Origin of the sequence: Saccharothrix australiensis (assembly GCF_003634935.1) — a bacterium.
Taxonomy (GTDB): Bacteria; Actinomycetota; Actinomycetes; order Mycobacteriales; family Pseudonocardiaceae; genus Actinosynnema; species Actinosynnema australiense.
The window spans coordinates 4649626-4674504 of sequence record NZ_RBXO01000001.1 but is presented as its reverse complement, the minus strand read 5'-3'; the positions used below and the strand labels follow the sequence as shown (position 1 = coordinate 4674504).

Below are 24879 nucleotides of genomic sequence, written 5' to 3'. Positions count from 1 at the left end.
GCCCGTTGGGGGACACCGTGGACGACAAGAGCAGGGGCGTCGAGTACTTCAAGCGCATGGCGGTCGAGCTGCGGCGGGCCCGCCTGCGGGTCGCCGAGCTGGAGGCGGCGCGCGACGAGGGCATCGCGATCGTCGGCGTCGGCGTGCGGCTGCCCGGCGGCGTCGACACGCCCGAGCGGTTCTGGGACGTGCTCGCGCAGGGCCGGGACGTGGTGGGCGGCTTCCCCACCGACCGGGGCTGGGACCTGGACGCCCTGTTCGCCGACGACCCCGCCGGGGGCGCCCGCTCGGCGACGCGCCGCGGCTGCTTCCTCGCCGACGCGGGCGCGTTCGACGCGGGGTTCTTCGGCATCTCGCCGCGCGAGGCGCTGGCGATGGACCCGCAGCAGCGGCTGGTGCTGGAGACGTCGTGGGAGGCGCTGGAGCGGGCCGGGGTGGACCCGACGTCGTTGCGGGGCACCGACGCCGGCGTCTTCATCGGCGCGTCCACGCAGTCCTACGGCATCGGCGCGCAGGGCGAGTCGGAGGGCTTCCTGCTGACCGGCACCGCGCCGGCGGCGCTGTCCGGCCGCGTGTCCTACGTGCTGGGCGCGCAGGGGCCGGCGATCACCGTCGACACGGCGTGCTCGTCGTCGCTGGTGTCGCTGCACCTGGCCGCCGCGTCGCTGCGGTCGCGCGAGTGCTCGATGGCGCTGGCCGGTGGGGTGACCGTGATGGCGACGCCGGGCATGTTCACCGAGCTGTCCAAGCAGGGCGGGCTGGCGGCCGACGGGCTGTGCAAGTCCTTCGCCGCCGGGGCGGACGGCACGGGGTGGTCCGAGGGCGTCGGGGTGCTGGTGCTGCAACGGTTGTCCGACGCCGTGCGGGACGGTCGGGACGTGCTGGCCGTGCTGCGGGGTTCCGCCGTCAACCAGGACGGCGCGTCGAACGGGCTGACCGCGCCGAACGGCCCGGCGCAGCAGGCGGTGATCCGGAAGGCGTTGGCGGACGCGGGAGTGCGTCCGTCCGAAGTGGACTTCGTGGAGGCGCACGGCACCGGTACGGTGCTGGGCGACCCGATCGAGGCGCAGGCGATCATGGCGGTGTACGGGCAGGAGCGGGACCAGCCGCTGTGGCTGGGCTCGGTGAAGTCCAACCTCGGGCACACGCAGTCGGCGGCCGGTGTCGTCGGCGTGATCAAGGTGGTGCTGGCGCTGCGCAACGAGTTCCTGCCGCGCACCCTGCACGTGGACCGCCCCACCGACCAGGTGGACTGGTCGCGGGGCTCCGTCGCGCTGCTGACCGAACCCGCGGTGTGGAAGGCGAACGGGCGTCCGCGCCGGGCCGGGGTGTCGTCGTTCGGCGTGTCCGGGACGAACGCGCACGTCGTGCTGGAGGAAGCGCCGGCCACCGAGCCCGAGCCGCCGACGCGGTCACTCGGGCCGTCCGCAGGGTCGACACCCGAGCCGTCCGCCGGGTTGCCCGGTGAGCCGTCCGGTGGGGTGGCCGACGCGCCGGCCGACGGGGTGGCCGGTTGGCCCGCCGGGCTGTCGGAGGTCTCCGCCGAGCCGGCCGGTCCGCTGCCGCTGGTGCTGTCCGCGCGCACCGAGTCGGCGCTCGCGCTCCAGGCCGCGCGGCTCGCCGACCGGCTGCCCGCCGAGCGCGCGGGCGTGGCGCGCACGCTGGCGACCGCCCGCGCCGCGTGGGAGCACCGCGCCGTCGTCGTCGCCGAGGACGCGGTCGCCGCGCTGCGCGACCTCGCCGCCGGCCGGTCCTCGCCCGACGTGGTCACCGGGGTCGCGGGGGAGCGGCCGAGGACCGTGTTCGTGTTCCCCGGCCAGGGCGCGCAGTGGGTCGGCATGGGCCGCGACCTGTGGCGGGCGCACCCGGTGTTCGCGGCGCGGATGCGCGAGTGCGAGCGGGCGCTGTCGCCGTGGGTGGACTGGTCGCTGCGCGACGTCGTGCTCGGCGCGGGCCCGCTGGACCGCGTCGAGGTGCTGCAACCGGTGACGTTCGCGGTGATGGTGTCGTTGGCCGCGCTGCTGCGGTCGTGCGGGGTCGAGCCGGACGCGGTGGTCGGGCACTCCCAGGGCGAGATCGCCGCCGCGTGCGTGGCCGGCGCGCTGACCCTGGAGGACGCCGCGAAGGTCGTCGCGCTGCGCAGCGCGACCGGCGCCGAGCTGGGCGGTGCCGGCGGGCTGCTGACCGTCGCGATACCCGTGGAGCGGGCGGAGCGCGACGCCCGCGCCTGGCCCGACATCGAAATCGCGGCGGTGAACGGGCCGCACTCCGTCGTCCTCGCCGGCGGGCACGGGGTGATCGCCGAGGTGGCGCGGCACTACCGCGCGCGGGACGTGCGCGTCCGCCCGGTCGCCGCGTCGTTCGCCTCGCACACCCGGCACGCGGAGCCGATCGCGGCGAAGGTCGTCGACCTGCTCGCGGACGTGACCGGCGCGCCGCCCGCCGTGCCGTGGATGTCCACCGTGGACGCGGACTGGGTGCGGACGCCGATCGACGCCGGGTACTGGGGCCGCAACCTGTGCGGCCGGGTCCGGTTCGCCGACGCGGTCGCGGCGCTCGGCGAGCTGGGGTTCGGGCTGTTCGTCGAGGTCAGCACGCACCCGGTGCTGACGGCCCCGATCTCGGACACGCTCGCGGACACCGACGCCGCCGTCGTCGGCACGCTGCGCCGCGACGACGGCGGCCCGGACCGGTTCGCGCGGTCCCTGGCCGAGGTGTACGTCCGGGGCGGCGACGTGCGCTGGTCCGCCGTGCTGCCCGCCGGTCCGAAGGCGCCTGCGCCGACGACGGTGTTCGAGCGCCGCGGGTACTGGCTGACGCCCGGCCCGGCCGCGACCGGTGACCTCGCGCGCGTCGGGCTGGACCCCGTGCGGCACCCGGTCCTCGGCGCGGCCGTGGAGGACCCGGCGTCGGACGGGCTCGTGCTGACCGGGCAGCTGTCCCGCGAGACCCACCCGTGGCTGGCCGACCACGTGGTCTCCGGCGTCGCGCTCGCGCCGGGGTCGCTGCTGGTCGAGCTGGCGGTCCGGGCGGGCGAGCGCGTCGGCTGCCCGGTGGTGCGGGAACTGGTGATGCGCACGCCGCTGGTGCTGCCCGACGCGGGCAAGGCCCTCGTCCAAGTGGTCGTCGGTGACGGCGACGGCGGGGGAGACCGCGCGGTCGAGGTGCACTCCCGCGTCGACGGGGAGTGGACGCTGCACGCGACCGGCACGCTGGCCGCGCACGGCGACGCGCTCGACCCGCCGACCGGGCGCGGCGGTGAGCCCGACCCGCCGACCGGGCGCGGCGACGCGCTCGAACCGCTGACCGCGTGGCCGCCCGCCGACGCCCGGCCGGTCGACCTGGACGACTTCTACGCGACGCTCGCCGACGCGGGCTACGAGTACGGCCCCGCCTTCCAGGGGCTGCGGGCCGCGTGGCGGGCAGGCGGCACCTGGTACGCCGAGGTGGCGGTCGACGCCGATGCCGCCGGGTACGCCGTGCACCCGGCGCTGCTGGACGCGGCGCTGCACACCGCGTTCCTCGCCGGCGACGGCGGTGACCCCGGCATCGCCTTCGCCTGGCACCGGGTCGCGGTCCGCGGTCGCGTCGGCACGGTCGCGCGGGTGCGGCTCTCGACCACGCCCGGCGGCCTGGCGGTGACGCTCGCCGACCCGGACGGCGAACCGGTCCTGACCGTCGGCTCCCTGGTCACGCGCCCGGTGGCGCTCGGGCCGACGCCGTTCGTCGTGGCCTGGGAGCCGTCGGCGACCGCGTCCGCCGGCGCGGTGGACCTCCCGGAGGTCGCCGACGCGACCGGCGGTGAACCGTGGGTGCTGCTGCGCGTGCCGGCCGGCGAGGGTGACGAGCCGGCCCGCGTGCGATCGGTGCTCGGGGACGTCCTCGCCGCGCTCCGGCGCTTCCCCACCGGGCCGACGCGGCTGGTCGTCGCCACCACCGGGATGCGGACCGACCCGGTCGCCGCCGCGGTCTGGGGTCTCGTGCGCAGCGCGCAGGCGGAGTCGCCCGGCCGCTTCCGGCTCGTGGACCTGCCGCCCGGGGACGGCCGGTCGCCGGGCGCGGACCTGCCGCCCGGAGCCGACCGCCCGGCGGGAGCCGACCTGCCGCCCGGAGCCGACCGCCCGGCGGGAGCCGACCTGCCGCGGGCGGGCGGCCCGTCGACCCTGCCGGACGGCTCGGAACCGCAGCTCGTCGTGCACGACGGTCGCGTGCTGACGCCCCGCCTGGTGCGGGCGACGCCCTCCGACGGCGCCACCCGGCTCGACCCGGAGCGGGCGGTCCTGATCACCGGCGGCACCGGCACGCTCGGGGCCGTGGTGGCCGAGCACCTCGTCGCCCACCACGGCGTCCGCCGGCTCGTCCTGGCCTCGCGGCGCGGTGAGCGGGCCGCGGGCGCGGCGGACCTGCGGCGGCGGCTGACCGACGCCGGTGCGTCCGTGCGGATCGTGGCGTGCGACGTCGCCGACCGCGCGGCGGTCCGCGACCTGATCGCCGCCGCCGGGCCGCTGACGGCCGTGGTCCACACCGCCGGGGTGTTCGACGACGCGCTGGTCGACGCGCTCGACGCCGCCCGGCTCGACGCCGTGCTGCGGCCCAAGGTCGACGCGGCCGTGCACCTGGACGAGCTGACCCGCGACCTGGACCTCGCCGCCTTCGTGCTGTTCTCCTCGGCGGCGGGGGTGCTGAACAGCCCCGGCCAGGGCGGCTACGCCGCCGCCAACGCCTTCCTGGACGCCCTGGCCGCCCGCCGCCACGCCGCCGGCCTGCCCGCGACCTCCCTGGCCTGGGGGCTGTGGGCCTACGACGGCGGCGACGAGGCGCGTGCGGCGCGCGAGGCGCAGTGGACGGCCCGGTCCGGCCTGCGGCTCATGACGCGCGAGGAGTCGCTGCGGCTGTTCGACGCCGCGCTGGGCTCCCCGTCGCCGTGCCTGGTGCCGGTGCTCACCGACCGGCCCGCGCTGCGGCGGCTGGCCCGGTCCGGCGGCCTCGACCCGCTGCTGCGCGACCTCGCGCCGCGCACCGCGCCGACCACCGCCTCGGGCGCGCCGTCCCTGGCCGGGCTGGACGCCGGCGCGAAGGTGGAGGTGCTCACCGACCTCGTGCGCCGGGAGGCCGCCGTGGTGCTCGGGCACGACCCGGCGGACGGCGGCCTCGCGGCGACGAAGGTGTTCCGCGAGGCGGGGTTCGACTCGCTGACCGCCGTCGAGCTGCGCAACCGGCTCGGCCGCGCCCTCGGCGTGCCGCTGCCCGTGACGTTCGTGTTCGACCACGAGACACCGCGCGCCGCCGCCCGCGACCTGCTCGACCGCGTCGAGCGGCGGCGCGACGCCGCGCCGACGCCCGCAACCGGCCGCGACTTCGTCGACGTCTACGCCGCGCTGGTCGACCGCGGCCTGCACCCGGCCGCCGACGCCCTCGCGAGCGCGGCGGCGGCGGTGCGCCCGCGCGGCACGGCACCGGCCGACCTCGCCGACGGCGTCGGCGTCGTGCGGCTGGCGAGCGGCGACGCGCTGCCGCGGCTGATCTGCCTGCCGTCCATCTCGACGTGGGAACCGGTGCTGAACTACAGCGCGATGGCGGCGGCCCTCGCTGGCCGGGCCGACGTGGTGGTGGTCGTGCCGCCGGGCTACGAGACCGACGCGCCGGTGGCGGCGTCGTGGCCCGCCCTCGTGGACACGCTCGCCGACGCCGTGCTCCGGTGCGCCGACGGGGAGCCCTACGTGCTGGTCGGCTACTCGTCGGGCGGCGCGCAGGCGCACGCCGTCGCCGCCGCGCTGGAACGGGCGGGCGCGGACACGCCGCTCGGCGTGGTGCTGGTCGACACCTACACCGCCGACCGGATACCGCTGCGGCTGCAGGAGTTCTTCCGGGCGCAGTACCGCGAGGTCACCCGCGCGGAGAACTACTCGTTCGAAAAGATCACGGCGTCGGTGCTCTACATCGACCTGCACAACCGGGAGTGGCGCGTCGACCGGGACCTGGCCGTGCCGGTGCTGGTGCTGGCCGCCGCCGAGCCGCCGCGGACACCGGACGGCGCGGAACCGCTGGCCGACCCCGAGTGGCGGCACGAGTGGCCCGGCCCGCACGAGCGGATCACGCTCGACGGCGACCACTTCACGATCATGTCCCGGCACGCGGACGACGTCGCGCGCGCCATCACCACCTGGATCGGGAGCCTGCGATGAACCCTGACCGGAGCCACCAGCCGACGACGCCGGACCACGCGCCCGGCACGCCACCGGCGGAGGAGCGCCGGACGGTCGTCCCGGAGGGGTTCTTCGCGACGAAGGACCCGGACGGCGACCCGGCCCGCGCGGACCGGTCCGCGCGGGAGGTCTTCTCCGAGATCTACGCGAGCGCGGCCTGGAACTGGGGCGACGACACCGGGTTCGACGAGACCGCGTCCCGGTCCGGGGTGGGGTCGGACCTGGTGCAGACCGCCGTGCTGCGCGCCGAGCTGCCCGGCCTGGTCGCCGCGCTGGGCGTCCGCACATTCCTCGACCTGCCCTGCGGCGACTTCTTCTGGATGTCCCGCGTCGAGCTGGGCGTCGAGTCCTACCTCGGGGCGGACGTCGTGCCCGAGGTGGTCGAGCGGAACCGGGAGCGGTTCGCGCGCCCGGACCGCGAGTTCCTCGTCCTCGACCTCGTGCGCGACCCGCTACCGCCGGCCGACCTGGTCTTCTCGCGGGACTGCCTGGTGCACCTGAGCCACGACGACGTGCGCGGCGCGCTGGACAACGTCAAGCGCAGCGGCGCGAAGTACCTGGCGACCACCACCTTCACCGAGCGGGCGGCGAACGACGACATCGAGACCGGCGGCTGGCGACCGCTCAACCTGCGCGTCGCGCCGTTCCACCTGCCCGAGCCCGTCCACCTGATCAACGAGCGGTGCACGGAGGTGTACGTGGTCGAGCGCGGGGGCGAGCAGGTGGAGCTGCGGTTCGCCGACAAGTCGATCGGCGTCTGGCGCGTCGCCGACCTGTGACCGCCGACCCGTACGCGGACGAACCGGTCGGGACCCGCCTCGGGCCGGGCGCCCGGTCGCCCGGCCCGAGGCGGGTCCCGCCGGGATCGACCGGCACCCGGTTCGCGGCGCCCGTCCGCCGGGACGTGCCCGACCGGGGCGACCGGCGACCCCGTGCCAGGAACCGGTGCCCCGCCCGACCGGTCCCCGACGTGGTGACGGGTCCCCTGGGGGAGCACCCTCAGCCCCGACCCCGACGTCCGGCCGGACGCACGCGATTCGTCACCACGGGTAGCCGGCCGGGACGTCGACCGCTTGCGCCCGGCGGCGGGTCCGCAGGCCCTTCCGCGGCCTGTCCAGCCGCTCCGCCGCTCCCGCCGCCGCCCCGCCCGTGCGCGGGGCGGAGCGCGTTCCCGGTGCGCACGAGCCGCGTCCGCCCGCCGGCACCTCCCGAGCCGTCCGCTGAGACGAGGATGACGTCGGTGGCCAGGCTCTTGCTGTTGCAAAACTCTTGCTGTTAGCTGCTCACTGCATTGGTGACCTTCCGTCAGGAGTGATGCGCGTGCGCCGTTGGCTGATCAGCGTCGTCGTCGTGGCCGGGCTGGCCGCCGCGTGCACGTCGCCGGACGGCGCGCCGACCGCCGCCGGCGACGGGCGGTCGATCGTGATCGCCGCCGCGGGCGAGCCGGAGAACCTCAACCCCGTCCTCGGTTACGCGCCGGACGGCGCGTCCAAGGTCTTCGACGGCCTGGTGGCGCGCGACGCGGAGCTGCGGCTGGTGCCCGCGCTGGCGGAGGAAGTCCCGACCGCCTCGCCGGACGGCCTGACGTGGACGGCGAAGCTGCGCACGGGCACGACGTTCACCGACGGCACCCCGTTGACCGCGCAGGACGTCGTGTTCACCTACCGGACCGTGCTGGACCCGAAGGTGAACTCCACCGTCGCGTCCCGGTTCGACGCCGTGGCCGACGTGAGCGCGCCGGACGACCGCACGGTGGTGTTCCGGCTGAAGTACCCCTACGTGCCACTGGTGCAGCACCTGACGCTGGGTGTCGTGCCGCGCAAGGCGTTCGAAGGCGTGGACGTCAACAGCGCGCCGTTCAACACCGCCCCGATCGGCACCGGGCCGTACACGGTGGCCGAGTGGCGCAAGGGCGACCGGTTGGTGCTCAAGGCCAACGAGGGGTACTGGGGCGGCGCGCCCGCGGTCAAGACGGTGACCGTGGTGTTCGTCGCCGACGACAACGCGCGGGCGACGCGGATGGCCGCCGGCGAGTTCGACGGGACCGTCCTGCCGCCGAAGCTGGCCAAGCCGTACGCCGACAAGGCCGGTTACCGTGTCGTGCGCAACCCGTCCGCCGACTACCGCGCCCTGGGCATCCCGTCGGAGCTGCCGCTCACCGCCGACCCGAACGTGCGGATCGCGATCAACCTCGGCATCGACCGCCAGGCGATGATCGACACCGTGCTGGCGGGCGCCGGGAAACCCGCCGCCACACCGATCTCGCCGTACCTCGACCAGTGGTACGACAGCCGCGCGACCTTCGCCCACGACACCGCGCGGGCCGAGAAGCTGCTCGACGAGGCCGGCTGGCGCAGGGGAGCGGACGGCAAGCGGTCGCGGGACGGCCAGGCCGCGCGGCTGCCGATCCTGTACCCGGCCCCGGACGTGCTGCGCAAGGAGCTCGCGCTGGCGGTGGCGAGCGACATCGCCAAGCTCGGCATCGACGCGCCGGTCGAGGCGACGACCTACGAGCTGATGCTCCAGCGGCGGAAGGAGGCGGCGAGCATGTGGGGCGGCGGCGAGCCGTACGACCCCGACACCACCGCCTATACCCTGCTGCACTCCCGTTACGCGGGCGAGCCCGGCTACGTCAACATGACGCTCTACCGCAACCCGGCGGTGGACGCCGCCCTGGACACCGCGCGCCGCAGCCTCGACCCGAACGCCCGCAAGCAGGCGTACACCGAGTTCCAGCAGGCGTTCGTCGCCGACCCCGGCTGGGCGTTCCTGGCCTTCCTCGACCACACCTACGTGCTGCGGGACAAGTGGGACGGGCAGGCCACGCAGGTCGAGCCGCACGACCACGGGCTGGTGCACGCGGTGTGGTGGAACCTCGAACGCTGGACGCCCAAGTCGTGACGGCCACCCCTGTCGCGACCGCGCGGACGGGCCGGCGCGGTCGGGCCATCGGCCTGCTCGTGCTGCGCCGCCTCGCGTTCGCCGTGCCGGTGCTGCTGCTGGTCGGCTTCGCGCTGTTCGCGCTCGCCAAGGCGTCGCCGTTCGACCCCGTCGAGCGCTACTTCGGGCTGCGCATCATCGGCGCGTCCCCGGAGCGGGTGGCGCAGATCCGGGCGAACTGGGGCGTCGACCAGCCGGTGGTCGAGCAGTACCTGGCGTGGCTGCGGCACGCCGTCGCCGGCGACTTCGGCGACTCGCTGTCCCTCCAGCAGCCGGTGGCGCAGGTCATCGGCGAGCGGCTCGGCTGGTCGGTGCTGCTGGTGTCCGTCGGGTTCGCCCTCGCGCTGCTGCTCGGCCTGGTGCTCGGCACCCTCGCGGCGTGGCGGCAGGGCGGCTGGCTGGACCGGGCGATCACCGCGACCGCCTACGCGCTGGAGGCCGCGCCGGTGTTCTGGCTCGGCCTGGCCGCGCTGTACGTGTTCGCGCTCGAACTCCAGTGGCTGCCCGGCGGCGGGCTCACCGACGCGGGCGCGGCGCTCGACGTCGGGCAGGTCGTTCGGCACCTGCTGCTGCCCGCGTCGGTGCTCGCGGTCTCGCAGGCGCCCTGGTACGTGCTGTTCGTCCGGCAGAACCTGCTGGAGTCGTTCACCTCCGACCACGTGATCGGGGCCCGCGCGCGCGGCCTGCCCGACCACCTGGTGGTGTCCGGGCACGCGCTGCGCACGTCGCTGTTGCCGTTCCTGACCCTGCTCGGCGCGCGCATCCCCGAGCTGATCACCGGCGCGCTGCTGGTGGAGACCGTGTTCTCCTGGCCGGGCATCGCGCGCGCCACCGTCGACGCCGCGCTGAACGTCGACTTCGCGCTGCTGGGCGCGCTCACCGTGCTCGCCACCGCCGTGGTGCTGCTGGGCAACCTGCTCGCCGACGTGCTCTACGCGCTGGCCGACCCGAGGGTGGGGCTCGATGGGTGACACCCCGCGGTGGCGGTCCGTCCCGCGGTCGAGGCTCACCGCCGCGAGCGCGCCCCGGTCGCCGCGCCGCCGGCTGGTGACCGGCGCGGTCGTGCTGGGCGTGCTCGTGGTCGCGGCGCTGGTGGCGCCCCTCGTGGTCGACCTCGACCAGCAGTACGTCGACCTGGCCTCGGCCAACCGGCCGCCGTCGCCCGCGCACCCGTTCGGCACCGACGAGCTGGGGCGCGACGTCCTGCTGCGCTGCCTGTACGCGTTCCGGGTGTCGATGGCGGTCGGCGTGGTCGCCGCGCTGATCTCGGCCGTGCTGGGCACCGCGGTGGGCGCGCTGGCGGGCGCGGCGGGCGGGTGGCTCGACCGCGTGCTGATGCGCCTGGTCGACGCCGTCGCGTCGGTGCCGCACCTGCTGCTCGGCATCGTGATCGTCGCGGTGCTGCGGCCCAGCCTCACCGCCGTCGTGATCTCCATCGGCGTGACCCACTGGCTGACCTCGGCCCGGATCGTGCGCTCCGAGGTCCTCTCGCTGCGCGACCGCCCGTTCATCGACGCCGCGATCACCGGCGGCTCGTCCCGCACGCGCGTCCTGGTGCGGCACCTGCTGCCCAACGTCGCGCCACAGGTGCTGCTCGCCACCACGCTGATGGTGCCGCACGCGGTGTGGCACGAGACCGCCCTGTCGTTCCTCGGCCTCGGGCTGCCGCCGCACTCCGCCAGCATCGGCAACATGATCAACGACGCGCAGCGGTCGCTGCTGACCGGCGGCTGGTGGATGTCGCTCGCGCCCGGCGCGGTCCTGATCGCCGCCACCCTCGCCATCTCCGGGTTGAGCGGGGTCTGGCGCGACCGGCTCAACCCCCGGCGCAGATCGGAGCTGTCGTGGTGACCGAACTCGTGCTCGACCGCGTCAGCGTCCGGTTCAGCCTGCCGGGCGTGACCGTGGCGGCGGTGAACGACGTGTCGCTGCGCGTCCGGCCGGGCGAGTGCCTGGCCCTGGTGGGGGAGAGCGGCTGCGGGAAGACCGTGCTCGCGCACGCGCTGCTCGGGTTCCTGCCCGGCAACGCGCAGACGGCCGGCACGGCGACGATGACGGGCGAGGGACCGCCGCTGGACCTGCTCGCCGCGTCCGACGCGGTGCTCGCCCGGACCGTCCGGGGCAGGCGCGTCGGGCTCATCCCGCAGAGCCCGGCCACCCACCTCACCCCCGTGCGCACGGCCCGCGCCCAGCTGGAGGAGGCCGTGCGCGTCCACCACCCCGCCGAGACCTCGCCACGCGACCACGCGCACCGGGTGGCGGCCCGCGCCGGGCTGACGCCGGACGACCTCGACCGCTACCCGCACGAGCTGTCCGGCGGCATGGCGCAGCGCGTCGCCAACGCGCTCGCCCTGGTCGGCGACCCGTGGCTGCTCATCGCCGACGAGCCGACCACCGGCCTGGACCGGGACCTGGTCGACGGGCTCATCGGGGAGTTCCGCCGCATGGTGGACGAGGGGCGCGCGGTCCTGCTGATCACCCACGACCTGGCCGCCGCCCAGCGCGTCGCCGACCGGATCGCCGTCATGTACGCGGGGCGGATCGTCGAGATCGGCCCGGCGGGGCGGGTGCTCGACGCGCCGCGCCACCGCTACAGCCGCGGCCTGGTCGACGCGCTGCCCGACCGCGCGTTCACGCCGATACCGGGACAGCCGCCGCTGCTCACCGACCTGCCGGCGGGCTGCGCGTTCGCGCCCCGGTGCGATCAGTCGGCGCCCGTCTGCGCCGAGCGCCCGCCGCTCACCACCGAGCGCCCGCCGCCCGCCGGGGACCCGGCCGGTGCCGGCGAGGACCCGGTCCGTGCCGCCGACGACCACGCGTTCGCGTGCCACCTGCCGTGCTGACCGGGCTGCGCGCCGAGGCGGTCACCGCCGGCTACGACCCGCGCCACCCCGTCCTCACCGACGTCAGCCTGACCGTCGAGGCCGGGCGGACCGTCGGCCTGGTCGGCCCGAGCGGCAGCGGGAAGTCCACGCTGGCCCGCGTCCTGGCGCTGCTGCACAAGCCGCAGGCGGGCCGGGTGGTGCTCGACGGCGTCCCGGTGACCGGCCACCGCCACCGCGCGCCGCGCCGGCAGCGCACCCGGATCGGCGTGCTGTTCCAGCAGCCGCGCCTGTCGGTGGACCAGCGGATGACGCTGCGCACGGCGATCGCCGAACCCCTGCGTGCCAACGGCCTGCCGGTCTCCCGCGTCGACGGGTTGGCCGAACTGGTGATGCTGACGCCCGACCTGCTCGCCCGCCGGCCGCACGAGGTCAGCGACGGCCAGCTCCAGCGCGCGTGCCTGGCCCGCGCCCTCGCGCTGCGCCCCGCCTACCTGGTGTGCGACGAGATGACCACCATGCTGGACGCCTCCACCACGGCCGCCCTGGTCGGCGTGATCCGCGACTACCAGCGGGAGACCGGTGCCGGCGTGCTCGCGATCTCGCACGACACCGTGCTGCTCGACCACTGGGCCGACCGGGTCGTGCGGCTGGGCGAGGTGTCCGCGGCGGCTTCGCCGGACCGGTGAGCCGCGCCGGCCGGGGCGTGCGCTCGGTCGTGCCCGTGGCGGGTCCGGTGAGCCGTGCCGGCTCGGGCTTCCGCGGCTCCGCACCCGCGTCCCGAGCACGGTCCCCCGAGGCGCGGTGCGGCTGACCGATGTCGGTTCGCGCGTTCCGCCCACCGGGCGGCGGGCCGCCCAACACGGTGCGGTGATGGTCGCGGTTTCGCCCTACCACCGGCTGTTGTCGGCCACGGCGCTGACGAACATCGGCGACGGCATCCGGCAGGCGGCGCTGCCGCTGCTCGTGGTGACGATGAGCCGGGACCCGCTGCTGGTGGCCGGGGTGACCGCGGCCGGGCAGGCGCCGTGGCTGCTGTTCGGCCTGTTCGCCGGCGCGGTGGTGGACCGGGTCGACCGGCGTCGCCTGGTCGTGGTCGTGGACGTGGTCCGGGTCGTGCTGCTGGCCGCGCTGGCAGGCGCGGTGGCCACCGGGCTCGCGGTCGGCGCGGTCGGTGTCGTGGTGGTCCACCTCGTCGCCTTCGGCTGCGGCCTCGCCGAGACGCTGCGCGACACCGCCGCGGCCACCCTGCTGCCGCGGCTGGTGGACGACGCGGAGCTGGAACGGGCGAACGGCCGCCTGCTCAACGCGGAGATCGCCGGGAACGAGCTGCTCGGGCCACCGCTGGGCGGTTACCTCTTCGGCGTGGCCCTGGTGCTGCCGTTCGCGGTCAACGGCGGCGCGCTGGCGATCGCGGCGGCGCTGGTGCTGTCGCTGCCGAACCTGTTCGCGCCCCGCCCGGCCGCCCGGCGCGCCCCGGTCCTCGCCGAGACGGCCGAGGGCGTGCGGTGGCTCGGCCGCCACCGCGAGCTGCGGGCGCTGGTCGGGCTCACCGGTGTGTTCGCGTTCACCGACAGCGCGTGGTTCGCCGTGCTGGTGCTCTACGTCGCCGAGGAGATCGGCCTCCCGCCGCACGCCTACGGGCTGCTGCTCGGCGTGGGCGCGGTCGGCGGGCTGCTCGGCGGCGGCACGGCGGCCCGCGTCGTGCGGCGGACCGGGATCGGCGTCGCGCTCGCCGGCTCGCTCGCCCTCGCCGCCGCCGGTCAAGCCCTGCTGGGGTTGGCCGGCTCGGCCGTGCCCGCCGCGCTGGGGCTGCTGCTGGGCAGCTTCGCCTTCGGCGTGTGGAACGTCGTCGGCCTCAGCCACCGGCAACGGCTCGCACCGTCCGGGATGCTCGGCCGGGTGATCGCCGCCGGGCGCGCGGTCGCCACCTCGGCCGCGTTGCTGGGCGCGCTGGGCGGCGGCTTGCTCGCGTCCGCGTTCGGCGTGCGCGTGCCGATCCTGCTCGGCGTCCCGGTGCTGCTGGTCTGCGCCGTGGTCGCCGCCCGCCGGTTCCGGCCGGGGCGGTAGGGGCCCTGCCGGAGGACTCGCCGGGCAGGCGGGGTGCTGCGCCCGGTCGGCGGGGTGCTGCGCCCGCGCGACGACCTTCGGCCGGATGGCCCGCACCCGACGTCGGTAGCCCGTCTCAGGTGGCCCCTTCCCGCCGCCCCGAGGTGTCGGGCACCCGTCGGTGGGTAACCGGTCCGGGTGATCCGCATCCCCGTGATCCGCGTTCCCGCGACCGGCGCGCCCCGCGCGCCGCGCGCGCCGACCCCGGCCGCGCGCCCGCGACGGACGTGTTCGCCGCAACCGAGGAGGGTCGTGCGCGAGGACAGCGAGGGGATGGCGGTGACGGTGGGCGCGACCCGGCGGGACGGGGTCGTCGTCGCCGAGGTGCGCGGTGGGATCGACACCGAGAACTGCCGGCAGGTGCGGGACGAGCTGTTCGCGTGCCTGCGTGCCGACGCCGGCGGTCTGGTGGTCGACCTCGACGGGGTGGGGTTCTTCGGCTCGTTGGGCATCGCGGTCCTGGTGGAGGTGTGGGAACGCGCGGGGCGGTCCGGCATCCCGCTGGCCGTCGTGGCCGGGCGGCGGGCCGTCGCGCGCCCGATGCGGCTCACCGAGGTGGACGAGCTGCTCGCCCTGTGCCAGACCGTGGACGAGGCGGTGGCCGCGGTGCGGGACCGCGCCGCCCGGCCACCGGTCGAGCCGGGCACCGACTTCTCGTGGTGGGGCTCCTGAGCCGGCGGGGCTGCTGAGCGCGGGCACCGCGATCCCGACGGCCGCTCCGCCGTCGTGTCGCGGCGACCCGGTGATCAGGCGGGCGGCGGCACGACCGGGGTGAGCAGCGCGGCGCCGACCAGCGCGACGTCGGTGGCCACCGCCGCCAGGGTGGTCCGGTAGACCGGCTTGAGGGTGCGCTGCTGCCACAGCGTCAGCGCCGTGCCCCAGGAGGCGTCGCGGGTGCGCGCGATGCTGAAGCTCGACAGGACGTGCTTGAGCTGTTCGGCGTCGGCGGTCGCCAGCGAGAGCAGTTGCGGCTCGTACTCGGCGCGCACCTCGGCTTCCGCGCGTGACAGCAGTTCGTTCACCCGCAGGTAGTCCGCGTGGACCGGCTTGGTCAGCGGCGTGGTGCCGCGCTCCTGGCAGGTGGCGATGACGGCGAGCGCCAGGTCGTGGTTGATGTGCGCGTTCATCCCGGCCAGCGCGAACTGGAGGGGCCAGACGGTGCGGTCGTCCCGCGCGTCGAACAGCGGCTTCCACGGCACGGGCGGCTCCTCGCCCGCCACGGCGGCGTCGACCGCCTTGAAGTACAGGCCCGCGAACAGGACGTCCATCCGCTCCAGGAACACCGGGTCCTCGAAGAACCCCTCCACGATGTGCTGCCCGACCAGCTCGGTGACCCGCAGGTACATCCGGTTGAAGCACGCGACGCCGTCGCACGGGTCCAGCTGCTCGTCGATGGTCTTCATCCGCTGGACCACCTGCTCGACGGAAGCCGGGATCTGGGCAGGGGCGTGGGTCATGTCCACTCCGATCGGTGTCACCGCGTGCGTGCCGGGCGGCTCGATCGTCGCGGCGCGGCACCGGTGGGACCAGGTCCCGCACCGGGGTTCAACCGTTCACGCCGCCACGTCACCCTGTCCGGGGAACCGGGTGGCCGGCCACGCCCACCGCCGGATGCCTTCGCTGCGGCGAACGGATGGCCCTGGCCCCGATCGGCCGGTCGCGGGCCTGCCCACGAGGGTCGATCCGCCGCCGGGCACGCGATCCCGGCACCCGCTCGGCAGGCGGCTCACTCCTCCCCGCCCGGCACGGCGATCAGCGCGAGCAGGTCCGCGAGGGTGGTCGGCGCGCGGTCCTCCAGCAGGGCGACGGCCCGGTCCAGGCGGTGCGCCACGGCCGCCGGCAGGGGCCCCGACAGCAGCAGCGCCCGCAGTTTCCGGCACGACGCGGTCGCGTGGCGCAGGTCGCCGACCCGGTGGTGCAGCTCGACCGCCGTGCGCAGGTGGCGCGCCGCGCGTGCGCGATCACCGGCCGCGAGGTCCAGCCCGGCCAGGCAGTCGGCCGTGTGCGCGAGGCCGTACAGGTTGCCGGACCGCTCGTACCAGTCGCGGGCCAGCCCGTGGTGGCGTGCCGCGTCCGCCGGTCGCCCGGCGGCGAGGCTCACCCGGCCGAGGAGGCCGTGCGTGCTAGCGACACCGGTCTCGTCACCCAGCGCCGCGTAGAGGTCGAGCGCCTGGCGCGCCGCCTCCGAGGCCCGCGCGTGCGCGCCGCCGCGCAGCAGGACGCCGCCGAGGCCGTTCAACGCGTTCGCGCGTCCCCCGACGTCGTCCGACCCGGCCAGGAGGTCCAGCGCCGCCCGGTAGTGCCCGACGGCGTCGGCGTGCGCGCCGCTCTCGCTCTCCGCGCGGGCCAGGGACTGGAGCAGCCGCGCCTCGACCGCCCGCTCGCCGAGTCGGCGCGTCGCGGCCACGGCGCGCACGTGGGTGTCGATCCAGTCCTGCCAGCGCGCGGTCAGGTAGGCGAAGTTCGAGAGCACCCACGGCAGCTGCCAGGTGTACGGGTGGAGGTCGTCCGCCGCGGCGGCGCAGGCGGCGGCGAGCACGTTGTCGTACTCGGCCGCGAACCACGCGATGGCCTCCGCGCGGTCGGCGGGGTCGACCAGCAGGTCCGGCCGCGCGCACGGTTCGAGGTCCACCGGGCGGCGGTGGTCGTTGATCAGCCGGTCCGCGCGGTTCGCGGCGTGGAGCAGGTGGTTGAGCAGGGCGCGCACGGTCGCGGACCGGTGGGCCGGTGTGTCGGACAGGTGCGCCCGCTCCCCGGCGTACGCGTGCGTGAGGTGGTGGAACCCGAAGCCGGTGGGGGAGACCGGTTCCAGGAGGTGGCGTCGGTCGAGTTCGGCGAGCACCCGACGCGCGCCCGGCACGTCGGAACCCGTCATCGCGGCGGCGGCCGACACGCCGATGCTCGTGCCGGGGTGCAGCGCCAGCGCCCGGAACGCGGCCGCCGGTTCCGCCGGCAGGTGGTCGTAGGACAGGGCGAGCACCGCGCGGAAATCGACGGCGTCGGTCATCCGCAACGCGTCCAGCGCCGCGTGCCGGTCCTCCAGCTCGGCCACGACCGCGCTGAGCGGGTGCGCGGCGTCGAGGGCGGCGCGCGCGGCGATCACGCTCAACGCCAAGGGGTGGCCCGCGCACGCGGCGACCGCCCGCTCGACGGCCGGGCGCTCCGCGGCCACCCGCTCGCCGCCCAGGTGGCGGCGCAGCAGCAGCACGGCGTCCTCGTCGCTCAACGGGCGCAGCACGACGCGCTCGGCGCCGTGGTGCAGGTGCAGCCCGTCCAGCCGATGCCGGGACGTCACGACGGTGAAGGCGCCGGGTGAGCGCGGCAGCAGCGGGCGGACCTGGTCGCTGTCGCGGGCGTTGTCGACGACGAACAGCAGCCTGCGGCCGTCCACGAGGCTGCGGAACAGCACGAGCCGGCCGTCCGGGTCCGCCGGGACGGACCGCGTCGGCACGTGGAGGGCGTCGAGCGCCAGCCGGACCGCGTCCTCCGGGGTGACCGGCGGGCGGCGCTGGTCGAACCCGCGCAGGTCGACGTAGACCTGGCCGTCCGGGAACAGGTCGCGCGCCGAGTCGCCCCAGCGCAGCGCGAAGGCGGTCTTGCCGATGCCGGGCGGGCCGTCCACGACGCACGTCCGGCCGCCGTCCCGCGCGCGTGCCAGGCGCGTCAGCTCGGCGGACTCCTCGGCGCGGCCGGTGAACCGGTGCGTCGTCGGCGGCAGGTTGTGCGGCACCGGCCGGTGCGCGGGACCGTCGTGCAGGTGCACGCCACCGGTGACGACACCCGCCTGCACCAGTGCCGCGATCGTCTCGCCTGCCGCCGAGTTCCACGTGGTCACCGCGCCTCCTCCCGCACCGGTCCCCGGTCCCTCATGGAACCAGAGATCCCGCCCCGGTCGGGGCCTCGCACCCGGACGCCGCACCCGTCACCACCGACGGAACCGCAATCCTGCGGCCCCGCAACGGTTTCCGGCCCGAGGTCCGCGTCGCGGACGCCGGGCGGCGCGGCGGGCTACGCTGGGAACCTTCAGGGAATCCCGGAAGGAGCACCGGCGCTGTCCCCCACGGTCTTCGTCTCCTACGTCCACGGCACGGACGAGCACAAGCGGCAGGTGCTGGAGTTCGCGCGGTTCCTCCGGGCGCACGGCGTGACCGCCGTCCTCGACCGGTGGACGACGGTCGCCAGGAAGGACTGGTATCCCTGGATAGTCGCCGAGATCCTGCGGGCCGACCACGTGCTGGCGATCGCGTCCGGCCCGTACCGCGACGTGTTCGACGGGCGCACGCCCGCCACGCGCTACCGGGGCTCGCAGGCCGAGGCGGCGCTGCTGCGCGAACTGCTGCACGGCGACCGCGACACCTGGCTGCCGAAGATCCTGCCGGTCGTGCTGCCCGGCCGCCACGCGGACGAGGTCCCGCTGCTGCTGCAACCCCACTCCTGCGACCGCTACCAGGTCACCGGGTTCACCGAGTCCGGCGCGGAGGACCTGCTGCGCGTGATCCACCGCAAGCCCAAGCACATCGCGCCGCCGGTGGGCCCGCCACCCGACCTGCCGCCCCGGACCTGGTGACCGGACCGGTGGCCGGGCGGATGGTGCGCCTGCCGCCCGGCACCTGGTGACAGGACCGCGCTCGTGGCCCATCGGCGCTCACCCCGCGTCACACCCGCCGGTCGGTCAACCGCTTTTGCAGGGCCTGGTGGCGGAACTGGTGCACGGCACCGTACTGGCGGAGCACGCCGCGGTCGCGGGCCTCGTCCAGGAAGGCCATGAGCCGCCACGCCAGCTGGCCTCGTGACGCCAGCACCAGCCGTGCCACCGTGAACCTCGTGTACGCGCTGAACATCGCCCACGCGGCGGCGTAGCCGAGGCACATCCACACGGCGTACCGCACGCCGACGACGGCGAACACGGCCGCCAGGCCCAGCATCGTCCCGGTGCCGAGCAGCAGCACCGCCCGGTCGGCGCGCACCGTCGCGCCGGGGCTCGTCGGGCGGTCCAGGTCGGCCAACCCCACCATGCCCTGCCGGTCGTCGGCGCGCGTCATGCGCCAGAAGGCGCGGCCGAACCGCCACACCAGGAAGCCGCCACCCGCGGTCAGCGCCGACAGCACGAGGACCGACCGGACGGTGACCGGAGGGTCGCCCGCCAGGCCCAACGCGGCCACCAGCAGGGCGGACAACCCCGCGATGACCAGCACGCCGTTCAGCAGCAGCCGGAACAGCACCGCCACGTCCGAGCGCACGCGGGCCGCGGTGAAGTGCAGGGCGTGCGGTGTCTCCAGGTCCCGCACGCCGGCCCGGCGGAGGTAGCGGCGACTGCCCGCCAGCGCGCCGACCGCGGCGGCGGCCACCAGCCCGGCCACCGGACCCGCCTCGACGGTCAGGCCGAGACCCAGGCTCGCCCCGCCGAGCACGCGGCAGCCGGGCGCGACCCACGGGAGGACCCGGTCGAGCCGCCACCACGCGATGTCCGCCGAGCCGGTCGCCTCCAGGTGGTCGACCAGCAGCGCCAGCCAGCGCCGGACGGTCGGGTGGCGTCGGCGGGTGGACGACGACCGCGCGCCGGGCTCGGGGTGGTCCGGGTAGACCGCGGGCAGCAGGTCGGCGAGCAGGTGCGCGTCGAGGTCGGGGAACCGCTCCCGGTCGCCCAGCGCCGCCGGGTCGCGGTCGGACCGCCGGTGCACCGCGCGGATCAGCCACACCGTGAGCGGTGTCAGCCGGGGTTCGTCCCGCAGCCTGGCGAACAGCGGCGCGAGCCGGTCGACGCCGTGCGGCAGCGTCTCGGTGAGGTAGTCCTCGACGTCGGCGTGCGCGAGGGGCCGCAGTTCGGCCCGCGTGACGCGGGTGAGCCCGACGCCGGCCGCCTCCAGCGCCCGGTACTGCGCCGAACCGCAGGTGACGACGAGCGGGACCCACGAGCCCAGCCGGTTGAGCGCCTCGATCGCGTCGGCGCGCAGGTCGTCGGCGATCGTCTCCAGGCCGTCCAGCACGGGCAGCACCAGCCCGACCTCCAGCAGCGCGGACGCGAGCGTGGTGCGCCTGCCGTCGACCCAGCGCACGGTGCGGCCCAGCCGGTGGTCGCGGGCGAGCCGGCGGGCCAGCCAGTCGAACGCGTGCAGCTCGCCGGGGTGCCAGTCGGTGACCGGCACCAGGACCGGCACCGGGTCGCCGCGCGTCCACCCGGCCAGCAGCCCGGACACCAGCCGGATCGCCGACACGCTCTTGCCCGAGCCCGGTCCGCCGAGCACGAGCAGGCGACCGGTCGGGACGCGGCGGCGGTAGAACTCCCCGAACCGGTCGACGTCCTCGCCGCCCACCCGCCAGGGCGTGGCCAGCGGACGGGGGTCGGTGAGGCCCAGCCGGTCCGCTTCGCCCTTCCACAGGCGGCTGACCGCGCCCGCCAACCGCTCCGACGCGTCGACCAGCACGCGGCTGAGGTCCGCGCCGATCGGTGTCGCGCGGAACAGGCCGGGCCGCTCCAGGGTCGCCGGGTCGACCGACGGCCCCAGTCCGGGCAGGGGGTCGCGCGGCTGCCCGGTCAGCACGCGCAGCAGCTCGTCCAGCTGGGCGGGGATGACGTAGCGGGTCGCGGTGTACGGCTGGAGGAACGCGGGCAGGTCGTCGGCCGAGTAGCCGGGCAGGATGACGGGGAGGATCTTCGGCAGCCAGCGGGGCCGGTCGACGGCCAGGTGCTCGCGGAGCATCACGAGCTGGAACGCGGCGTCGTCGCGGGACACGGCCTCTTCGCGGGACGCGGCGTCGTAGAGAGACGCGGAGTCCGGCCTGGCGAGCCGCTTGTAGCGCGGCGAGGCGATCGCGAGGACGAAGTCGCCCTCCTCGATCTGGCGGACGGCCCACTCCTGCCAGTCCCGCCGCCGATCGCGCTCCCAGAGGTCGAAGCGGACGTCGACGCCTAGCTCGCCGCGCAGTCGGGCGGCGAACCGGTGGACGGCGTCGGTGTGCTCGTCGGAGTCGTTCGCGTACGAGACGAACACCCTCGGGCGCGGTGTGGACGGCACGCCGGCGAACCTTAGTCCCGATCCCGACGCGGCGCGGCGGTACCGGGAAAAGTCCTTCCACCGCCCCGAGAACTGCGGTGAGGACACCTCGGTTCGGTCGGTTGCGCGGTGCGGTGGCGCGGGCGCGCCGCTTGCGCCCTGTGCGGGAAGGTGTTGCCGCGCAGGGACACCGCGGTCAGTCGTGCGCCGCCTGGTGCCCCGGCAGGGCGCCGAGGTCGGCTCGCAACATGGCGCGCTCGTCGCCCAACGCGGTGGAGATGATGCGACCCTCCTCGTCGCCGACCGGCACGCCGGGCCGGTCGGCGAGGAACGCAGTCGTCGTAGAGGGGCGCGATGTCCATTTGGGACACCCGCAGGGGCACTTCGAGCATCGACAGCGCCACCACGTGCAGCGGGTGCGTATGGATGGTGCACCGCACGTCCGGGCGCGCGCGGTAGATCCAGGCGTGATCAGGCGTCGCATGTCCCGCTGCGAGTGGCGCATGTGCTCGTGCTCGGACGTGGCGTGCGCGGTGTCGGTCATGGCGCGGCTCCTTCCGTGAGCCGTCCCACCGTATGACACAAAGTGTCCTATAGTCCACAAGTGTCCTGGCGGGTCGGCCGGGCGCGGCCGGTCCGCCGGCGAACGGGCAGGTAGCGTGGTGCCGCGGTGTGCGGCCGGCGGAGGAGGACAGCGGCGGTGGGTGTCGGCAAGGTGCGGGTGCTGCGCCAAGAGCGCGGGTGGACGCTAGACGCGCTCGCCGAGCGGGCCGGCATGACGAAGTCGTACCTGTCGAAGGTCGAACGGGGGCGGAACACCCCGTCGATCGCGGTGGCGATGAAGCTGGCCGCGGCGCTCCAGGTCGACGTCGGCAAGCTGTTCGGCGACTCCGCGGACACCACCGACATCGAGGTGATCCACGCGGACGAGCACACGCCCGAGTCCGCCGACGCGCCCGCCGAGGGTTCGCGGTACCTGAGCCTCGCCGGGCGCATCGCGGGCAAGCAGATGTTGCCGTTCGTGATCTACCCGCCCACGACGCTCGCGCGCTGCGTGTTCCGCGAGCACGCGGGCGACGAGTTCGTGGTGGTGCGGGCCGGTCAGGTCGAGGTCAGCTTCCCCGATCGCACCGCCCACCTGGTGGCCGGCGACTCGGTCTACTTCCGCGGCGGCATCCCGCACCGGTTCCGGTCGGTCGGGGCGAAGCCCGCGGAACTCGTCGTGGTCATCGCCGCGCCGGCGGAGAGCTGAGCGCGCGTCACCGGGACGCGCATTTCACCGGGACGAGCGCGTCACCGGGCCACGCGTCCCATCCGGGAACACGCGTCCCGCCGTCCCGCCTGGTGAGCACGAGATATTCCAGGACTCCGGAATGCCGCCGACACCGCTAACCTCGGCACCCATGCGGGCACTCATCGCGCCGAGACCCGGCCCGGCCGCCATCGTCGCCTCGCTCTGCGCGGCGGCGCTGCTCGTCGCCGCGCCCTCCTCCGCCGCGGTCTCCGCCGTCGCGGCCGCCGACACCCAGCCGCCGACCGCGCCCGGCCGACCGGCGCCGGTGTCCGCCACCTCGACCAGCATCACCTTCGAGGTCGCCCCGGCCACCGACAACGTCGGCGTGGTCGGCTACCTCGCCTACCGGAACGGGACGCCGAGCGGTGGCATCCCGACCGGCGCGCCGAACGTGCTGACCGTCGTGAGCCTGTCCCCGAACACCTATTACTTCTTCACGGTCACGGCCTGGGACCAGGCGGGCAACCAGTCGCAGCAGAGTCAGGGGGCCTGGCTCTCCACCACGCCCTGAACCACCAGACCGTCAGGCCCAGAACCGGGCCGGCCCCGAGCGGCGCGGGCAGCGCTCAGCCGAAGGAAAAAGAACGACTCTCTCGCCCCCTTCAACTTATAGCGCACAGGGGGTCTTGCGGCAAGGCCCGGTTCCTGCCGCACAATTCGCCGGCCGAAAGCCGGTGCGTGCGAAAAATGGGGAGTCGCGAAGTGCGTGTGCTGTTGACGACGTGGGGGTCGCGCGGGGACGTCGAGCCGTTGGCGGGTTTGGCGGTGGCGCTGCGGGACCTCGGCGCGCAGGTGGTGGTGTGCGCGCCGCCGGACGAGGACTTCGCGGCGCTGACGGCCCGCGTCGGGGTGCCGCTGGTGCCGCTCGGCCCGAGCGTGCGCTCGGTGGTCGCGGGGGAGAAGCCGCCCACGGCGGAGGACGCGTTCCGGCTCGCGGCCGAGCTGGTCGCCGCCCGGTTCGACGTCCTCACCTCGGCGGCCGAGGGGTGCGACGCGCTGCTCGCGACCGGGCTCCTGCCGGTGGGCGCGCGGGACGTGGCCGAGCGGCTGGGCATCCGCTACGTGTTCGCGTGCTTCCACATCTTCGGGCTGCCCTCGCGGCACTTCGCACCAGGGGTGCGGCCGGGCACGCCGTCCCCGGACGGCGAGACCGATCTCGAAGTGCTGTGGGAGCAGGACGCCCAGCGGGTGAACGCCCTGTACGGCGAGGCGTTGAACAGCCACCGGGCGGCGATCGGCCTGCCGCCGGTGGCCAACGTCCGCGACCACGTCTTCACCGACCGGCCGTGGTTGGCCGCGGACCCGGCGCTGTGCCCGTCGGAGGGCATGACCAACCTCGACCTCGTGCGGACCGGGGCGTGGACGCTGCCCGACGACCGCCCCCTCCCGGAGGGCCTGGACGAGTTCCTGGACGCCGGCGAACCGCCCGTGTACGTGGGCTTCGGCAGCATGGCCGCGTACGCGCCGGAGGGCATCGCCCGGACCGCCATCGAGGTGAGCCGCGCGCACGGCCGCCGCGTGGTCCTCGCCGGCGGCTGGGCGGGCCTCACCGCGATCGACGACGCCGACGACTGCTTCGTCGTCGGCGAGGTCAACCAGCAGGCGCTGTTCCGCCGGGTGGCCGCCGTCGTGCACCACGGCGGCGCGGGCACCACGACGACCGCGGCCCGCGCCGGCGCGCCGCAGGTCGTGGTACCGCGGATCGCCGACCAGCCGTACTGGGCCGGGCGGGTGGCCGAGCTGGGCATCGGCGCGGCCCACCACGACCTGGCGCCGACCCCCGACTCGCTGTCCGCGGTGCTCGGCACGGCTTTGGGTCCCGAGGTCCGGGCGCGGGCGCGGGCACTGGCCGGCGAGATCCGCGTGGACGGAGCGGCGGAGGCCGCGGAACTGCTGTTCGACGCGGTCGGCGGGCGGCGGTAGGGCCGGCAGCGTACGTCGGTGGGACGTGTGGCGGTCGGCGCGCGGCAGTAGGACGTATGGCGGTCGCCGTCGATGTGCGGTGGTAGGGCGGTCGGCGGTAGGACCGGCGGCGCGCCGGGCGGCCGGGACCGGCTTGTGGGGCTGCGCGCTCACGGCCGGGGTGGACCGGCACCCCGTCGTCGTCCGGCTCGTCCGCGGCTCGCCCGCTTGTCGGTGATGCGGGTGGTGGGGCGTCGAACCGCGTTCGACGCCCCACCGGACCGCTTCCGGAGCGGTCAGTACGCTTCGCCGTCGTCGCCGATGAGCCGGGCGGCGAGAGCCTCACTGATCCACCGCAGCGCGGCGACCGAGCGGACCTCGGTGATACCCGTGACCGTCACCTGGTCCCGCCACCAGTGCAGCGAGACCACGTCCCCGGTGCCGCAGTCGAACCCGAACACCGATTCCGTCCCGGTCTCGCCGAAGGTGACCTCGCCGCCCTCGGCGAGCCGTTGCCGGGCGAACGACTCCCACTCACCACGCGATATCGGCGCCCGGTCCGCGTCGGTCCAGTGGTCGACCCGGGTGATGTGCAGGTCGTAGCCCACCGC

General features: G+C 75.7%; 17 protein-coding genes and 1 pseudogene. 13 read left to right on the top strand and 5 right to left on the bottom strand.

The window, feature by feature from the left end; translation table 11 throughout:
• The first annotated feature begins 5 nt into the window (after positions 1 to 5).
• From C8E97_RS19965 to C8E97_RS19925, 9 genes are all read left to right on the top strand, one after another.
• Positions 6 to 6185 (top strand): type I polyketide synthase, encoded by a 6180-nt coding sequence (locus C8E97_RS19965; RefSeq protein WP_121007083.1) that lies wholly within the window; start codon positions 6 to 8, stop codon positions 6183 to 6185.
• The gene (locus C8E97_RS19960) at positions 6182 to 6985 is read left to right on the top strand and encodes a class I SAM-dependent methyltransferase (RefSeq protein WP_121007082.1); all 804 of its coding nucleotides are present in this window, start codon (positions 6182 to 6184) and stop codon (positions 6983 to 6985) included. The genes C8E97_RS19965 and C8E97_RS19960 overlap by 4 nt, the downstream gene beginning before the upstream one ends.
• A gap of 535 nt (positions 6986 to 7520) precedes the next feature.
• Entirely contained in the window at positions 7521 to 9107 is a 1587-nt protein-coding gene (locus C8E97_RS35415; RefSeq protein ID WP_121007081.1) for an ABC transporter substrate-binding protein, read from the top strand.
• Positions 9104 to 10117 carry an ABC transporter permease gene (locus C8E97_RS19950; RefSeq protein ID WP_211347089.1) on the top strand — a complete coding sequence of 338 codons (1014 nt, stop codon included), beginning with the start codon at positions 9104 to 9106 and terminating at the stop codon, positions 10115 to 10117. The genes C8E97_RS35415 and C8E97_RS19950 overlap by 4 nt, the downstream gene beginning before the upstream one ends.
• On the top strand, positions 10110 to 10997 hold the full coding sequence (locus C8E97_RS19945; protein ID WP_121007079.1) for an ABC transporter permease: 888 nt from the start codon (positions 10110 to 10112) through the stop codon (positions 10995 to 10997). The genes C8E97_RS19950 and C8E97_RS19945 overlap by 8 nt, the downstream gene beginning before the upstream one ends.
• Positions 10994 to 11989, top strand: coding sequence for an ABC transporter ATP-binding protein (locus tag C8E97_RS19940; RefSeq protein WP_211347088.1), 996 nt, complete (start codon positions 10994 to 10996; stop codon positions 11987 to 11989). The genes C8E97_RS19945 and C8E97_RS19940 overlap by 4 nt, the downstream gene beginning before the upstream one ends.
• Positions 11971 to 12657, top strand: a complete 687-nt coding sequence (locus C8E97_RS19935) for an ABC transporter ATP-binding protein (RefSeq protein WP_246019025.1) — start codon at positions 11971 to 11973, stop codon at positions 12655 to 12657. The genes C8E97_RS19940 and C8E97_RS19935 overlap by 19 nt, the downstream gene beginning before the upstream one ends.
• Before the next feature lie 184 nt (positions 12658 to 12841).
• Positions 12842 to 14038, top strand: a complete 1197-nt coding sequence (locus C8E97_RS19930; RefSeq protein WP_147455178.1) for an MFS transporter — start codon at positions 12842 to 12844, stop codon at positions 14036 to 14038.
• A 291-nt stretch (positions 14039 to 14329) separates the two neighbouring features.
• Entirely contained in the window at positions 14330 to 14749 is a 420-nt protein-coding gene (locus C8E97_RS19925; RefSeq protein ID WP_121007076.1) for an STAS domain-containing protein, read from the top strand.
• Between the two features lie 74 nt (positions 14750 to 14823).
• Here the strand turns inward: C8E97_RS19925 and C8E97_RS19920 are convergent, their stop codons facing one another.
• Both C8E97_RS19920 and C8E97_RS19915 read right to left on the bottom strand, forming a co-directional pair.
• A complete protein-coding gene (locus C8E97_RS19920) occupies positions 14824 to 15534 on the bottom strand; it encodes a DUF5995 family protein (RefSeq protein ID WP_121011957.1) in 711 nt (236 codons plus the stop codon).
• 269 nt (positions 15535 to 15803) lie between these two features.
• The gene (locus C8E97_RS19915) at positions 15804 to 17912 is read right to left on the bottom strand and encodes a P-loop NTPase family protein (RefSeq protein WP_121007075.1); all 2109 of its coding nucleotides are present in this window, start codon (positions 17910 to 17912) and stop codon (positions 15804 to 15806) included.
• A gap of 33 nt (positions 17913 to 17945) precedes the next feature.
• Between C8E97_RS19915 and C8E97_RS19910 the strand changes: the two genes are divergently transcribed.
• Positions 17946 to 18644 carry a toll/interleukin-1 receptor domain-containing protein gene (locus C8E97_RS19910; protein WP_121007074.1) on the top strand — a complete coding sequence of 233 codons (699 nt, stop codon included), beginning with the start codon at positions 17946 to 17948 and terminating at the stop codon, positions 18642 to 18644.
• Between the two features lie 88 nt (positions 18645 to 18732).
• Here the strand turns inward: C8E97_RS19910 and C8E97_RS19905 are convergent, their stop codons facing one another.
• Together C8E97_RS19905 and C8E97_RS36845 are read right to left on the bottom strand one after the other, a co-directional pair.
• A complete protein-coding gene (locus tag C8E97_RS19905; protein ID WP_170211920.1) occupies positions 18733 to 21093 on the bottom strand; it encodes an SEFIR domain-containing protein in 2361 nt (786 codons plus the stop codon).
• Between the two features lie 341 nt (positions 21094 to 21434).
• Positions 21435 to 21512, bottom strand: a pseudogene (locus C8E97_RS36845) (hypothetical protein); the annotation flags it as partial.
• A gap of 260 nt (positions 21513 to 21772) precedes the next feature.
• Between C8E97_RS36845 and C8E97_RS19895 the strand changes: the two are divergent.
• The 3 genes from C8E97_RS19895 to C8E97_RS19885 all read left to right on the top strand — a co-directional run bounded on the left by C8E97_RS19895 (position 21773) and on the right by C8E97_RS19885 (position 24289).
• Positions 21773 to 22324 carry a helix-turn-helix domain-containing protein gene (locus tag C8E97_RS19895; RefSeq protein WP_211347086.1) on the top strand — a complete coding sequence of 184 codons (552 nt, stop codon included), beginning with the start codon at positions 21773 to 21775 and terminating at the stop codon, positions 22322 to 22324.
• 151 nt (positions 22325 to 22475) lie between these two features.
• Positions 22476 to 22877 (top strand): fibronectin type III domain-containing protein, encoded by a 402-nt coding sequence (locus tag C8E97_RS19890; RefSeq protein WP_121007072.1) that lies wholly within the window; start codon positions 22476 to 22478, stop codon positions 22875 to 22877.
• Between the two features lie 191 nt (positions 22878 to 23068).
• Positions 23069 to 24289 carry a glycosyltransferase gene (locus C8E97_RS19885; RefSeq protein WP_121007071.1) on the top strand — a complete coding sequence of 407 codons (1221 nt, stop codon included), beginning with the start codon at positions 23069 to 23071 and terminating at the stop codon, positions 24287 to 24289.
• Positions 24290 to 24564: 275 nt separating this feature from the next.
• Here the strand turns inward: C8E97_RS19885 and C8E97_RS19880 are convergent, their stop codons facing one another.
• Complete coding sequence (locus tag C8E97_RS19880) at positions 24565 to 24876, bottom strand: hypothetical protein (protein ID WP_121007070.1); 312 nt, start codon at positions 24874 to 24876, stop codon at positions 24565 to 24567.
• Positions 24877 to 24879: the final 3 nt, after the last annotated feature.

Excerpts from the sequence above, each read along its gene's own strand:
- C8E97_RS19910 (WP_121007074.1), top strand. The coding sequence starts at position 17,946 with ATGGAACCAGAGATCCCGCCCCGGTCGGGGCCTCGCACCCGGACGCCG.
- C8E97_RS19890 (WP_121007072.1), top strand. The coding sequence starts at position 22,476 with ATGCGGGCACTCATCGCGCCGAGACCCGGCCCGGCCGCCATCGTCGCC.
- C8E97_RS19960 (WP_121007082.1), top strand. The coding sequence starts at position 6,182 with ATGAACCCTGACCGGAGCCACCAGCCGACGACGCCGGACCACGCGCCC.
- C8E97_RS19930 (WP_147455178.1), top strand. The coding sequence starts at position 12,842 with ATGGTCGCGGTTTCGCCCTACCACCGGCTGTTGTCGGCCACGGCGCTG.
- C8E97_RS19920 (WP_121011957.1), bottom strand. The coding sequence starts at position 15,534 with ATGACCCACGCCCCTGCCCAGATCCCGGCTTCCGTCGAGCAGGTGGTC.
- C8E97_RS35415 (WP_121007081.1), top strand. The coding sequence starts at position 7,521 with ATGCGCGTGCGCCGTTGGCTGATCAGCGTCGTCGTCGTGGCCGGGCTG.
- C8E97_RS19945 (WP_121007079.1), top strand. The coding sequence starts at position 10,110 with ATGGGTGACACCCCGCGGTGGCGGTCCGTCCCGCGGTCGAGGCTCACC.